Annotated in this window: 12 protein-coding genes; 2 read left to right on the forward strand and 10 right to left on the reverse strand. The window is 72.1% G+C overall.

Annotated elements, in window-relative coordinates; translation table 11 throughout:
- Positions 1-87: 87 nt before the first annotated feature.
- From IG54_RS0114530 to IG54_RS0114575, 10 genes are read right to left on the reverse strand one after another with little or no spacing between them, the layout of a single operon-like run.
- Positions 88-1,632 carry an NADH-quinone oxidoreductase subunit N gene (locus IG54_RS0114530; RefSeq protein ID WP_420712252.1) on the reverse strand — a complete coding sequence of 515 codons (1,545 nt, stop codon included), beginning with the start codon at positions 1,630-1,632 and terminating at the stop codon, positions 88-90.
- Positions 1,633-1,634: 2 nt separating this feature from the next.
- Entirely contained in the window at positions 1,635-3,224 is a 1,590-nt protein-coding gene (locus tag IG54_RS0114535; RefSeq protein WP_030782680.1) for an NADH-quinone oxidoreductase subunit M, read from the reverse strand.
- 6 nt (positions 3,225-3,230) lie between these two features.
- Positions 3,231-5,225 carry an NADH-quinone oxidoreductase subunit L gene (locus IG54_RS0114540; protein WP_030782684.1) on the reverse strand — a complete coding sequence of 665 codons (1,995 nt, stop codon included), beginning with the start codon at positions 5,223-5,225 and terminating at the stop codon, positions 3,231-3,233.
- Positions 5,222-5,638 carry an NADH-quinone oxidoreductase subunit NuoK gene (gene nuoK, locus IG54_RS0114545; RefSeq protein WP_030782687.1) on the reverse strand — a complete coding sequence of 139 codons (417 nt, stop codon included), beginning with the start codon at positions 5,636-5,638 and terminating at the stop codon, positions 5,222-5,224. The genes IG54_RS0114540 and nuoK overlap by 4 nt, the downstream gene beginning before the upstream one ends.
- Complete coding sequence (locus IG54_RS0114550; protein ID WP_030782690.1) at positions 5,638-6,252, reverse strand: NADH-quinone oxidoreductase subunit J; 615 nt, start codon at positions 6,250-6,252, stop codon at positions 5,638-5,640. Before IG54_RS0114550 ends, nuoK begins: the two co-directional genes overlap by 1 nt.
- Entirely contained in the window at positions 6,249-6,809 is a 561-nt protein-coding gene (locus IG54_RS0114555) for a NuoI/complex I 23 kDa subunit family protein (protein WP_030782694.1), read from the reverse strand. The genes IG54_RS0114550 and IG54_RS0114555 overlap by 4 nt, the downstream gene beginning before the upstream one ends.
- Positions 6,810-6,811: 2 nt before the next feature.
- On the reverse strand, positions 6,812-7,780 hold the full coding sequence (locus IG54_RS0114560) for a complex I subunit 1/NuoH family protein (protein WP_030782697.1): 969 nt from the start codon (positions 7,778-7,780) through the stop codon (positions 6,812-6,814).
- Complete coding sequence (locus tag IG54_RS0114565; protein ID WP_030782700.1) at positions 7,777-9,246, reverse strand: NADH-quinone oxidoreductase subunit C; 1,470 nt, start codon at positions 9,244-9,246, stop codon at positions 7,777-7,779. Before IG54_RS0114565 ends, IG54_RS0114560 begins: the two co-directional genes overlap by 4 nt.
- The gene (locus tag IG54_RS0114570) at positions 9,243-9,851 is read right to left on the reverse strand and encodes an NADH-quinone oxidoreductase subunit B (RefSeq protein WP_030782703.1); all 609 of its coding nucleotides are present in this window, start codon (positions 9,849-9,851) and stop codon (positions 9,243-9,245) included. Before IG54_RS0114570 ends, IG54_RS0114565 begins: the two co-directional genes overlap by 4 nt.
- Positions 9,842-10,231 (reverse strand): NADH-quinone oxidoreductase subunit A, encoded by a 390-nt coding sequence (locus IG54_RS0114575; protein ID WP_030782706.1) that lies wholly within the window; start codon positions 10,229-10,231, stop codon positions 9,842-9,844. Before IG54_RS0114575 ends, IG54_RS0114570 begins: the two co-directional genes overlap by 10 nt.
- A gap of 208 nt (positions 10,232-10,439) precedes the next feature.
- Between IG54_RS0114575 and IG54_RS0114580 the strand changes: the two genes are divergently transcribed.
- Both IG54_RS0114580 and IG54_RS0114585 read left to right on the forward strand, forming a co-directional pair.
- Positions 10,440-11,735, forward strand: coding sequence for a sensor histidine kinase (locus IG54_RS0114580; RefSeq protein ID WP_420712253.1), 1,296 nt, complete (start codon positions 10,440-10,442; stop codon positions 11,733-11,735).
- Positions 11,736-11,847: 112 nt separating this feature from the next.
- Positions 11,848-13,203 (forward strand): sensor histidine kinase, encoded by a 1,356-nt coding sequence (locus IG54_RS0114585; RefSeq protein ID WP_030782712.1) that lies wholly within the window; start codon positions 11,848-11,850, stop codon positions 13,201-13,203.
- Positions 13,204-13,409: the final 206 nt, after the last annotated feature.

Here is a 13,409-nt window from a genome sequence, read left to right on the forward strand (position 1 = left end):
GCACTAGTTCCCTTGTGCGCTCAGGAGCGGTGTAGGCCACGCGGGTGAGGGGCCGCGTGGCACGCCGGGGCGGCCCGGGGGCCCGTGTCAGAACAGGCCGGTGTCCGAGAACCTCAGGACGAGCTGGGGCGCTCCGGAGAGCGCGACGCCGAGGACCGCGGTCAGCGCGATGGCCGCCGTGAGGGGGGCCGGTACGCGGTGCCTGACCGGCTCGCCCTCGGGGGCGCGGAACAGGAGCGCGGTCCACTGGAGGTAGTAGTAGAGCGCGATCACGACGTTCGCGGCCATCACCACGGCCAGCCAGCCGAGGCCCGCGTCGACCGCGGCCGAGAAGACCGTGACCTTGGCGAAGAGGCCGATGATGCCGGGCGGCAGGCCCGCGAGGCAGAGCAGGAAGAAGGCCAGGACGAGGGCGGCCAGAGGACTGCGCGCGTACAGGCCCCGGTAGTCGCTGACGCGGTTCAGGCGCTGGGTGCGGCCGACGAGCGCGGCCACGGCGAAGGCGCCGAGGTTCACTGCCGCGTACATCAGGGCGTACGCGACGGTGGAGCCGATCGCCTTCTCGGCGCCCGCCTCGTGGTCGGCGTATCCGGCGGCGGCGATCGGCACCAGGAGATAGCCGGCCTGGCCGACCGAGGACCAGGCGAGGAGGCGGACCGCGCTGTACGCGCGCGTGCTCTGCTGCCGCAGGGCGGCGACGTTGCCCGCGGTCATGGTGAGCGCGGCGAGGACGGCGAGCACGGGGCCCCAGACATCCGCGTACGAGGGGAAGGCGACCACGGTGACGAGGATGAGGCCGGTGAACCCGACGGCCTTGCCGACGACCGACAGATAGGCGGCGACGGGCAGCGGCGCGCCTACGTAGGTGTCCGGTACCCAGAAGTGGAAGGGCACGGCGGCCACCTTGAAGGCGAAGCCGACGAGGGTGAGGGCGACACCGGTCTGGGCGAGGGTGTGCAGCTGTCCGTCGGTGACCTGGTCGCCTTGGAGCTTGGTGGCGATCTCCGTGAGGTGCAGGGTGCCGGTCGCCGCGTACACGAAGCTGACGCCCAGGAGGCTCACGGCGGTCGCGGTGACCGAGGACAGGAAGAACTTCAGGGCCGCTTCGGAGGAGCGCTTGTCGCCGTGCCTGAGGCCGACGAGGGCGAAGGCGGGCAGGGAGGCGACCTCCAGGGCGACGATGAGCGTCGCGAGGTCGCGTGAGGCGGGCAGCAGGGCGGCGCCCGCGGCGGAGGAGAGCAGCAGGAACCAGTACTCCCCCGCGGGGAGTTCGCCCTTGGTGCCCTTCTCGTCCTTCAGGGTGCTCATGGAGAGCAGGGCGGCCAGCAGGGCGCCGCCGAGGACGAGGAGTTGGATGACGAGGGTGAAGCGGTCGGCGGTGTAGCTGCACGCGTGCGTGCCGCCTCCGGTCAGGCAGAAGGTCGAGCGGTCGTCGTCCAGGAGGGGCAGCAGGGAGAGTGCCGCCGCGGCCAGGCCCGCCACGGACATCCAGCCGAGGAGCGCCTTCTTGCCGTCGCCTACGAAAAGGTCGGCTACGAGCACGACGAGGCCGACGACGGCCGCGATGGTCGGCGGCGCGATCGCGAGCCAGTCGACGGACTGGACCAGGCTTGCGGCGCTTTCGGCGGCCACGATCACGACTTGCCTCCAGTGAGGAGCTTCTGCACGGCCGGGTCGGTCAGGCCGAGGAGAGCCGCGGGCCAGAGTCCGGCGAGGACGGTGAGGGCGACGAGCGGGGTCCAGGCGGCGAGTTCGTAGCCCTGGACGTCGGCGAGCGCCTGGGGCGCGGGCTCGGCGGCGGGCCGCGGCATGGGGCCCATGCAGACACGGCGTACGACGATGAGCATGTACGCGGCGGTGAGCAGGGTGCCGAACGCGGCGATCGCCATGAAGGTGAGGAAGGCGGGGCGGCTCAGGTCGTCGGCGGGCTCGAACGCGCCGAACAGCGCGAGCATTTCGCCCCAGAACCCGGCGAGGCCGGGCAGGCCGAGCGAGGCGACGGCGCCGAAGGCGAGCAGGGCGCCGAGGCGGGGAGCCTTGCCGTAGAGGGCGGCGCCGGACTCCTGTGCGAGGGAGTCGAGGTCGGTGGTGCCGGTGCGGTCCTTGAGCGCGCCGACGAGGAAGAAGAGCAGGCCGGTGATGAGGCCGTGCGCGATGTTGGCGAACAGCGCGCCGTTCACGCCGGTCGGGCTCATCGTGGCGATGCCGAGCAGGACGAAGCCCATGTGGCCGACGGACGAGTACGCGATGAGGCGCTTGAGGTCGCCCTTCGCGCCCCGCTTGGCGAGCGCGAGGCAGGCGAGGGAACCGTAGATGATCCCGACGACCGCGAAGGCCGCGAGGTAGGGCGCGAACTCCCGCATCCCGTCGGGAGCGATGGGCAGCAGAATGCGGACGAACCCGTACGTACCCATCTTCAGCAGTACGCCGGCCAGCAGGACCGAGCCGACGGTCGGCGCGGCGGTGTGGGCGTCCGGCAGCCAGCTGTGCAGCGGCCACATCGGCGTCTTGACCGCGAGCCCGATCCCGATCGCCAGAACGGCGATGACCTGCACGGATGCACTCAGGCCCGGGTCGTTGTCAGTGGCGAGTGCCACCATGTCGAACGTGCCGGACTTGAGACCGATCAGGAGGAGGCCGAGCAGCATCACGACGGAGCCGAGCAGCGTGTAGAGGATGAACTTCCAGGCCGCCTGGGTTCGTTGTTCGCCGCCCCAGCGGGCGATGAGGAAGTACATCGGGATGAGCACCATCTCGAACGCCAGGAAGAACAGCAGCAGATCGAGGACGGCGAAGGTCGCGAGGGTGCCGGACTCCAGGACGAGGATCAGTGCCACAAATGCCTTGGGGGACGGCCCGGAAGGCATTTTGAAATAGCTGTAGAGCGCGCAGAGGAAGGTCAGCAGCGCGGTCAGGACCAGAAGGGGGAGCGAGATGCCGTCGATGCCGAGGTGGATGCGCACGTCGAGTGCGGGGATCCAGCTGATATCGGTCGTGGCCTGCATCTTCGACGGGTGGTCGTGGTCGAAGCCGAGCGCGAGGATGATCGCGGCGAGCAGGATCGCGCCGGTCACGATCACGCCGTGGCGCAGCACGGCCTGGTCGGGCGACTTTCCCTTCAGCCCGGGCGGGGCCGGCAGGAGAGCGGCCACCGCGCCGATGAGCGGGCCGACGACGATCAACGCCAGAAGAAACTGCATCACGGACTCACTGATACCGATCACGGCTGCTCACGCTCCGGCGGTGGCGACGAGGACGGCGGCGACGGCCAGGACGACCGTGCCTGCGAGCAGCGCGCTCAGATAGGTCTGTACGTTGCCGGTCTGCGCGCGCCGGACGGCCGCGCCGAGCCAGCGGGGTGCGGTGCCCGCGCCCCGCACGTATGTCTCGACGACCTCGCGGTCGAGGAAGCGCACGAGGCGTGCGGCGGCCTGGACCGGGCGGACGAACAGGACGGCGTAGACGGCGTCCAGGCGGAAGCCGGCGGCGGCGTGGCGGTGCAGGGGGCCGAGCAGTAGGCGGCCCGGGTCGGCCGGGTCGTGGGCCGAGGCCACATCTCCGTACGCGGGGGCGTGCGAGGCGATGGCCTCCGACTCGACCTGCCCCCCGTCTCCGTCCGGGCTCACCGCGACCGCGCCCATCGGGACGCGGGCGGCCAGCGAGGTGGTGTGCCGCCAGGCGCCGTAGGTGACGAGACCGCCGATGAGGGCGAGGCCCGTCCCGAGGACGGAGGTCGTGAGCGTCGGGGAGAGCGAGCGGCCGTCGAACCAGTCCGGCAGGACACCGACGGCCAGGCCGAAGGCGAGGGAGGGGACGGCGAGCACCCACAGCACGGCCGTCATGGCGAGGGGCTGCCGTCCGTGGTCCGGGGCTTCGGCTCCGCGGCCGTTGAAGGCGAGCAGCCACAGGCGCGTCGCGTAGGCGGCGGTGAGGAGGGCGGTGAGCAGACCGGCGACGAGGACGATCCAGCCGGCGGCGGTGGGCACGGACGCGGCGTGGCCCGTGGCCGTGTGCTCGGCGGCGCCGAGCACGGCCTCCTTGGAGAAGAAGCCGCTGAACGGCGGGATCGCGGCGAGCGCGAGGAGCGCCACGGTCATCGTCCAGTAGGCGTCGGGGATGCGGTCGCGCAGGCCCTTCATACGGGACATGGCGGCCAGCGAGTTGGTGCCGGCGGCGTGGATGATCACGCCCGCGGTGAGGAACAGCAGCGCCTTGAAGGCGCCGTGGGACAGGAGGTGGAAGACGGCGGCACCGCGGTCGCCGACGGCGAGGGCGCCGGTCATGTAGCCGAGCTGGCCGATCGTCGAGTACGCGAGGACGCGCTTGATGTCGTCCTGGGCGAGCGCGGCGAGGGCCGAACCGGCCATCGTGACGGCCGCCATGACGGCGAGGACCACCAGGGCCGCCCCGGAGGCGGCGAAGACGGGCAGGAGGCGGGCCACGAAGTAGACACCGGCGGCGACCATCGTCGCGGCGTGGATCAGCGCGGAGACGGGCGTCGGGCCCGCCATCGCGTCGGGCAGCCAGGTGTGCAGCGGGAACTGCGCCGACTTGCCCGCCACGCCCGCGAGGAGCAGCAGGGCGATGAGCGTGGGGTGGTCCAGGCGGCCGTCCGCGACCGTCGCCAGGATCGTCGTGACGCGGAACGAGCCCGCGTCCGCGGCGAGGGCGAACAGACCGATCAGGAAGGGGACATCGCCGAGCTTGGTGACCAGGAAGGCCTTCAGGGAGGCGGCGCGCGCCTCGGGCGTCTCCCAGTAGTGGCCGACGAGGAAATACGAGCAGATGCCCATGATCTCCCAGCCGACCAGGAGCACCATCAGGTCGCCGGAGTAGACGACGAGCAGCATCGCGGAGGTGAAGAGGGAGACGAGGGCGGCGTAGGAGGGGTAGCGCGCGTCGTCGCGCAGGTAGCCCGTCGAGTAGATCTGCACACAGGAGGCGACGACGCCGACCAGGACGGCGACGAGGGCGGCGAAGCCGTCGATGTGCAGGGCGAGTTCGATGGGGACCGAGCCGGTCGGGGTGAGTTCGGTGGCGGCGTCGACGGACTTCTCGCCGCCCTGGCGGACGGCCACGAGCACGGCGAGGAGCAGGGCCGTCAGCGTGGGCAGGACCGCGAGGGGGCGTACGAGTCCGGGGGTCCTGCGGCCGAGCAGCAGGCCCGCGGCCGCGCCCAGGAACGGGAGGAGGGGGACGAGGACGGCGAGGGTGGTCGTGGTCACGCGGTGGCCTCGGCCTTCTGCGACTGCGGTGACTGCTGCGGTTTCTGGGACTCGTCCGGCTCCTGGGACTCCCGTGCGTCCTGGGAGTCGTCCGGCGCGGAGGGCTCGGCGGTGTCGCGGAGGTCGTCGACGGCGGAGGTGCCGCGGTTGCGGTAGACGGCGAGGACGATCGCGAGGCCGATGCCGATCTCGGCGGCGGCGATGGCGATGACGAAGAGGGTCAGGGCTTGGCCGGCGTGGAGGGAGTCGCGGAGCCAGACGTCGAAGGCGACGAGGTTGAGGTTGACGGCGTTGAGCATCAGCTCGACGGACATCAGGACCAGGATCGCGTTGCGCCGGGCGAGTACGCCGTAGAGGCCCACGCAGAAGAGGAGGACGGCGAGGACGGCGGGATAGGCGAGGTGGAGGTGCATCAGCGGTCTTCCTCCGGGGCGGGTGTGCCCTTGGCCGTCTTGCGGGACAGGACGATCGCGCCGACGAGGGCGGCGAGGAGGAGGACCGACAGCGCCTCGAAGGGGAGCACCCAGTGCCGGAAGAGGACCGAGCCGGTCACGTCGGTGGAGCCCTGGGCGGCGCCGTCCAGGTCGATCACCGTGGTACGGAAGGCGTCCACGACGACCCAGACCAGGGCGGCGGCAGCGGCGGCCGCCACCGCGAGCGCGACCGGGCGGTTGCCCGAATCGGCGTCCGGGGAGCGGCCGATGGGTGCCCTGGTGAGCATCAGTCCGAAGAGGAGGAGGACCACGACGGAACCGACGTAGATGAGGACCTGCACCCAGGCGATGAACTCCGCGGTCAGCAGGAGGTACTCGACGGCGAGGCCGCCGAGTGCCACGACCAGCCATAGGGCGGCGTGCACCAGTTGGCGGGTCGTGACGGTGATGACCGCCGCGCCGAGGGTGACGAGGCCGACGAGGAGGAAGGCGATCTCGACGCCGGTCGGGGAGAGGAATCCGTGGGTTTCGGCGGTCCTGGCGGTCTCGGCGGCCTTGGCCACGGACGCCGCGGTGGCTGCTGCGAAGGTCACGACTGCCCCTCCTTCGGCCCGGGCGGGGTGGCCTCGGCGGCGGCCAGTTTTTCGGCGGCCTTGCGGGCCGCGGCGATTTCCTTCGGCTCCTCGGCGCCGGGGTCGAGGGCGGGCGGGGCCGGGACCGTCCACATCCACTCGCGGAGTTTGTCGCGCTCGTGGGTGAGTTCGTGGATGTCGGTCTCGGCGTACTCGAACTCGGGGGACCAGAAGAGGGCGTCGAAGGGGCAGACCTCGATGCAGATGCCGCAGTACATGCAGAGGGAGAAGTCGATGGCGAAGCGGTCGAGGACGTTGCGGCTGCGCTCGCGGCCGCCGGGGGCGGCGGGCGGGACCGTCTCCTTGTGGGAGTCGATGTAGATGCACCAGTCGGGGCACTCGCGGGCGCACAGCATGCAGACCGTGCAGTTCTCCTCGAACAGGCCGATGACGCCCCGGGTGCGGGGCGGCAGTTCGGGCTGGTGCTCCGGGTACTGCTCGGTGACGGTCTTCTTCGTCATCGTGCGGAGGGTGACGGCGAGCCCCTTGGCGAGGCCGGATCCGGGGACGGGAGACATGGTTAGGAGATCGCCACCTTCACGATTCCGGTGAGCGCGATCTGCGCGAGAGCGAGGGGGACGAGGGTGGTCCAGGCGAGTTTCTGGAGCTGGTCCTCGCGGAGACGGGGGTAGGAGACGCGGAGCCAGATGACGACGAAGGCGAGGACGGCCGTCTTGAGCAGGGTCCAGACCCAGCCCAGGCCGTCGGCGCCCCAGGGGCCGTGCCAGCCGCCCAGGAAGAGGACGGTGGTCAGGCCGCACAGGACGACGATTCCGGCGTACTCGGCGAGGAGGAAAAGGGCGAAGCGCAGGCCCGTGTACTCGGTGTAGGCGCCGAAGATGATCTCGGAGTCGGCGACGGGCATGTCGAAGGGCGGGCGCTGGAGTTCGGCGAGGCCCGCGATGAAGAAGACGAGGGCGCCGACGATCTGCCAGGGCACCCACCACCACACGAACGCGTCGACGATGCCGGGCAGGGAGACCGTGCCGGCCGCCATCGCGACCGAGGCGGCGGCGAGGAGCATCGGGAGTTCGTAGGCGAGGAGCTGGGCGGCGGTGCGCAGGCCGCCGAGGAGGGAGAACTTGTTGGCGCTGGCCCAGCCCGCCATGAGCGAGCCGAGTACGCCGATGCCCATGACCGCGAGGACGAAGAAGATGCCGGCGTCGACGACTTCGCCGACCGCGCCCTCGTCGGGGCCGATCGGGATGGCGACCAGGACGAGGAGGTAGGGCAGGAGGGCGATCGCCGGGGCGAGCTGGAAGACGCGGCGGTCGGCCTCGGCCGGGACGATGTCTTCCTTCTGGGCGAACTTGACGCCGTCGGCGACGAGTTGGGCCCAGCCGTGGAAGCCGCCCGCGTACATGGGGCCGAGGCGGCCCTGCATGTGGGCCATCACCTTGTGCTCGGTCTGGCCGATGACGAGGGGCAGGACCAGGAACGCCGCGAAGACGACGAGGAGGCGCAGGGCGACGTCGAGGGCGTCGTTCACTCGGTGCCTCCTGGGCGTTCGCCGTTCTCCGGGTTCTTGTCGGGGTCGGGCTCTGTCGTGGGCTCGGGGGCGCGGGCCTGTTCCGGCTCCGCCGGGGTCTGTTCGGGCTTCGCCCCGGCTTGCTCGGGCTCCGCGAGGGGCTGCTCCGTGGCTTCGGGCTGCGCCGAGGCCTCGGGCTGCTCCGGCGCGGTTTCCGGCCGGTCGGCCCCAGCGGGCTTCGCGTCGTCGAAGGTCGGGCGGGCGTGGTGCCACGGGGCGTCGGAACTGCGTGGCGCCGGACGCCGCTTGGCCTCGGGCTCGGCCTTGGACTGGGCCTCGGGCTCGGCGGCGGGCGCGGCTTCGGAGGCGGGGGTCGCCTGAGTCGCCGGGGCCTCTCCCGTCGCGGGGGCCGATTCCCTCACCGGCGGTGCCACCGGCGCCGCAGCAGCGGGCGAGGCCCCAGCCGTGGGCGAGGCTTCCTCCGCAGGTGGAGTCGCCGCTCGCTGGGACGCCGAGCCCTGGCTGACGCTGCGCGAGCGCCTCGGGGGGCGGGACCCGGGCGCGGGCTGCTGCGCCTCGACGGACCCAGCAGAACGAGCGGACCCAGCAGACCCACCAGGCCCAGCCGACCCAGCCGACCCAGCCGACTCCCCGGACCCACCGGACGCACCGGTCCCGCCGGACCCACCAGACCCAACCGCCCCCTGCCCCGCAGCCGAACCCGAAGCCACAGGCCCAGCCGTGGGCCCAGCCCCGATCCCAGCATCGGGCCCAGCCGCAGGCCCAGCCGCCGCCTGGCTGGCCGAACCCTCGCTCACGGAGCGAGCCCGCCGCACCGGACGCTCACCGGCCGCCGCACCCGCCGCACGGCCAGCCGCACCCGCGCCCCGGGCCGGGCGGGCCGGGCGGGCCGGGGCTGCTGGGAGCTGGCCCTTGAGGGGGCCCCACTCGTTGGGGTCGGGGACGCCGGGGGGCAGCATCTGCCGGCGCTTGGGGCCGCCGTGTTCGGACTCGCCCGGCTCCTTGGCGCCCGGCCAGGCCTTCGCGACGCGGGCCGCGAGGACGAAGTCCTTGCGCAGCGGGTGGCCTTCGAAGGTCTCGGGGAGGAGGAGCGGGGTCAGCCCGGGGTGGCCCTCGAACACCACGCCGAACATCTCGTGTGTCTCGCGCTCGTGCCAGGCGGCGCCCGCGTAGACGTCGACCGCGGAGGCGAGTGCCGGGGCCTCGTGCGCGACCGTCGTGCGCAGGAGGAGACGGCGTACGGGAGCGAGCGCCACCACGTGGGCGCAGACCTTGAAGCCCGTGCCCGGCTCGTCGACCGCGCTCAGCCAGTCGAAGTAGGTGCAAGCCAGTGTGGTGCGCGCGGTCTCAAGGGCGGTGGTCCACGCGGCGGGCGGGACGTCGACGGTCAGTACGTCGTACGACTCGTCGGCCGTGGCCTCCGCGCCGAACAGCTCCTCGACGGGGCTCGGCAGCCAGCCGGTCATGCCTGGGCCTCCCCCGGCGCGGGCGCCTTCACCAGGCCGCTGCGCAGCGCGGCCGGGGAGGGGCGGGGGCCGGTGCCGTTCCCGTACCGCTCCCCCAGCGACTCGGCGGCGATCTTCTCCTGGAGTTTGAGGATGCCCTGGAGCAGCGCCTCGGGCCGGGGCGGGCAGCCGGGCACGTACACGTCGACGGGGATGATCTGGTCGACGCCCTTGGTGACGGAGTACGAGTCCCAGTAGGGGCCGCCGCAGTTGGAGCACGCGCCGAAGGAGATGACGTACTTCGGTTCGGGCATCTGCTCGTACAGGCGCTTCACGGCGGGGGCCATCTTGTCCGTGACCGTGCCGGAGACGACCATCAGGTCGGCCTGGCGCGGGCCCGGTGCGAACGGGATGACGCCGAGCCGGATGAAGTCGTGGCGCGCCATGGAGGCGGCGATGAACTCGATGGCGCAGCAGGCGAGGCCGAAGTTGAAGACCCAGAGGGAGTAGCGGCGGCCCCAGTTGAGGACCACCTTCATCGGCTCGGGGGCCAGGCGGGAGAGCACGCCGAGCCGCTTCGGCTCCGGGAGGTCCACGGGGGCGGGGGTCACGGCACTCACGTCCATGTGAGGACGCCCTTCTTGTATGCGTACAGCAGGCCCACGGCGAGGAAGCCGAGGAAGATGAACATCTCCACGAGTGTCGTCGCGCCGTAGCCGGGCGCGGCGAAGACCGTCGCCCAGGGGAAGAGGAAGATCGAGTCGACGGCGAAGATCACGTAGAGGAAGGCGTAGACGTAGTACCGGACCTGGGTGTGGGCCCAGCCCTCGCCGACGGGGTCGACGCCGCACTCGTACGTCAGGAGTTTCTCGGGGGTCGGCACCACCGGGCGCAGCAGCCTGCCCGCCCCGAAGGCGACGGCGACGAACAGCACGCCCACCAGGGCGAGCAGTCCGACGACGGAGTACGACTGGTAGTAGCTCGCCGCGACGTTCGTCACGTGCACGTCAGCCCCTCACACACGTCAGCCCCTCACTCCCTGACCGCCCTTGGTCCTGATCCTGATCCTGTTCGACGATCTGTACGCACGGGAGTCTAGGGCCTGCTAAAGGTTCAGTAAGCAGAGCGTCACGCTTCGGTGCGGGTGGGGTGGGGTTATCCCCCGGACGCCCGGGCGGGGGCCCTCATGGCGTTCCGGCGGCGCGCCGGGCACTCTGGCGCGTATGACCGCACGCACCACGCCCCTGCCCGAGGACCGGCCGCCGACCGGACCCTTGGATGATGTCCGGCCGCCGACCGGACCCCTGGATGATGTCCGGCCGTCGGCCGGGGCCCTTGACGACGATCGGCCGCCGCCCGCGCGGCTCGCGTTCGGGGGGCACACCTGGAGGGAGATCGCGCAGCTCCTGGGGAACCTGCCGATGGGCATCGCGGGCTTCCTCTACGCGGTGTTCACGTTGTCGCTGGGCGCGGGTCTGACGGTGACGGTCGTCGGTCTGCCGCTGCTCGCGGTGGGGCTGGTCGGCGCGCGCTGGCTGGGCAAGGTGGAGCGGGCGCGGGCCAGGAAGCTGCTCGGGGTGCGGGTCGAGGAGCCGAGCCCGATGGCGGTGTTCGGCGGGAGCGGCTTCTTCGGGTGGCTCTGGTCGAGCCTGAAGGACCCGGTGGGGTGGCGCGCGATGCTGTACGCGTTCGTCCGGTTGCCGTGGGGGGTGTTGACCTTCGTGGTCACGCTCGTGGGGCTGTTGGTGCTCTGGCCCGTGCTGCCTTTCGTCGTGCGGGGGCTCGCCAATGCCGATCGGGCGATGGTGCGCGGACTGCTCTGCCCCTCCGACGAGTTGGAGCGGCGTATCGCCGAACTGGAGTCCGACCGGGGGGTGGTCGTGGACACGGCCGCCGCGGATCTGCGCCGTATCGAGCGCGATCTGCACGACGGCGCGCAGGCCCGTCTCGTCGCCCTCGCGATGGGGCTCGGCCTCGCCAAGGAGAAGCTCCTGGAGGACCCCGACGCCGCGGCGACGATGGTCGACGAGGCGCACGGCGAGGTGAAGCTGGCCCTTCAGGAGCTGCGCGACCTGGCCCGCGGCATCCATCCGGCCGTCCTCACCGACCGGGGGCTGAACGCGGCTTTGTCCTCCGTCGCCTCCCGGTGCACGGTGCCGGTGAAGGTGAGCGCCGATCTGCCGGCCCGCCCGGCGGCCGCCATCGAGGGCATCGCGTACTTCACGGTCTCCGAGCTGCTCCAGAACATCAGCAAGCACAGCGGGGCGAGGAGCGCGAGCGTGGAGGTGTGGCGCGCGGAGGACCGGCTGCTCATCCAGGTGCGGGACGACGGCCGGGGCGGGGCCCGGCTGGACGGCGGCACGGGCATGGCGGGCCTCGCGGACCGGCTCGGCGCGGTCGACGGTCTCTTCGTGATCGACTCCCCGCAGGGCGGCCCGACGACGATCACCGCGGAGCTGCCGTGGCGCGACCGCGCGGGGGACCACGCTTCCGGGACGCGCCGGGCGTGAGGTAGGGAAAACCCCCGCCTCAGGACGCCGACGCGCTCCATGGCCCGGGCGCCCGGCGGAGGCGAGGCTGGAGGCACGAACACAGACAGCTCGGCAGAAACGGATAGCAGCGATGGCCGCGGAGTACGGACAGGGGCACATACACATGGACCGGCCGGAATTCCGGGGGCCCGACATCAAGGGGTGGCGGCGCCTCCCCGCGGGACTGCGCGCCCCGTTCGAGGCGCGGACCTGGAAGGAGTTCGGCTACCTCCTGCTGAGCCTGCCGATCGGCCTCACGTCCTTCGCCTTCGCGGTCACGATGCTCTCGCTCGGCGTGGGCCTGCTCGTCACCTTCGTAGGCATCCCGGTGCTGGCCGGTGCCCTGGCCGGCTGCCGCGGTATCGGCGCCCTGGAGCGCACGCGGGCCCGCGGCCTGCTCGACCTGGACGTCGCCGCCCCGGAGCCGCTGCGGCCCAAGGGCCGCGGCCCGATGGCGGTCATCGGCGCCGTCCTCAAGAGCGGCGCGTCCTGGCGGCATTTGCTCTACTCCGTGGTGCTGCTGCCGTGGTCGCTGTTCTCGTTCACCGTGGCGGTGATCTTCTGGTGGTACGGCTGGCTGATGGTCACGTACCCGCTCTGGTTCTGGCTCTTCCCGATGTACGCGGGTCAGGACGGCATCCAGCTCGTCGGCGGCGACGGCCGCAACATCTACCTGGACAACCCCTTCGAGATCGGCGTCACCGCGGGCACCGGCCTGCTGATCACGCTGGCCACGCCGTGGATCCTGCGGGCCCTGACGACCGTGGACCGCCTGCTGGTGATCAGTCTGCTCGGCCCCTCGCGGCTCGCGACCCGCGTCGTCGAGCTGGAGTCGGACCGGGGCGTGGTCGTGGACACCGCCGCCGCCGACCTGCGCCGCATCGAGCGCGATCTGCACGACGGCGCGCAGGCCCGCCTGGTCGCCCTCGCCATGGATCTGGGTCTCGCCAAGGAGAAGCTGACCGAGGACCCCGAGGCCGCGGCCCGCATGGTCGACGAGGCGCACGGCGAGGTGAAGGTCGCCCTCCAGGAACTGCGCGACCTGGCCCGCGGCATCCACCCGGCCGTCCTCACCGACCGCGGCCTGGACGCGGCGCTCTCCGCGCTGGCCGCGCGCTGCACCGTGCCGGTCCAGGTCGAGGTGGACCTGGCGAGCCGGCCGGCGGCGGCCATCGAGGGCATCGCGTACTTCACGGTCTCCGAGCTGCTCCAGAACATCAGCAAGCACAGCCGGGCGACGCGGGGTTCGGTCGACGTGTGGCGGTCCGAGAACCGGCTGATGCTCCAGGTCACGGACGACGGCTCCGGTGGCGCCGACGCGTCGGCGGGCTCCGGGCTCGCGGGCCTGGCCGAGCGCCTCGACGCGGTCGACGGGATCCTCGTGGTCGACTCGCCGAGCGGCGGCCCGACCGCGATCACAGCCGAACTCCCCTGGCGCAAGGCCTGAGTCGGCCCCCGCCCGCACACCCCGCGCCGCCCCCGGTCCCGCGTACGGACCGGGGGCGGCGCGGCACGTGCGGGAGGTACGAGTTTTGACGACTGCGCCGGTGGGCGGCCCCGGATCGGGCGATACTGAGGTGCCGGATGTCCGGGCGACGGGATGAATGTACGTCGGGCCGGGGCCGGTCGGACAAGCGCGCCCGGGGGGCCGAG

Origin of the sequence: Streptomyces sp. NRRL S-920 (assembly GCF_000717945.1) — a bacterium.
Lineage (GTDB): Bacteria > Actinomycetota > Actinomycetes > Streptomycetales > Streptomycetaceae > Streptomyces > Streptomyces alboniger.

Coding starts and splice junctions, on each gene's coding strand:
- nuoK (WP_030782687.1), bottom strand. CDS start 5,638: ATGCACCTCCACCTCGCCTATCCCGCCGTCCTCGCCGTCCTCCTCTTC.
- IG54_RS0114585 (WP_030782712.1), top strand. CDS start 11,848: ATGGCCGCGGAGTACGGACAGGGGCACATACACATGGACCGGCCGGAA.
- IG54_RS0114555 (WP_030782694.1), bottom strand. CDS start 6,809: ATGTCTCCCGTCCCCGGATCCGGCCTCGCCAAGGGGCTCGCCGTCACC.
- IG54_RS0114570 (WP_030782703.1), bottom strand. CDS start 9,851: ATGGACGTGAGTGCCGTGACCCCCGCCCCCGTGGACCTCCCGGAGCCG.
- IG54_RS0114565 (WP_030782700.1), bottom strand. CDS start 9,246: ATGACCGGCTGGCTGCCGAGCCCCGTCGAGGAGCTGTTCGGCGCGGAG.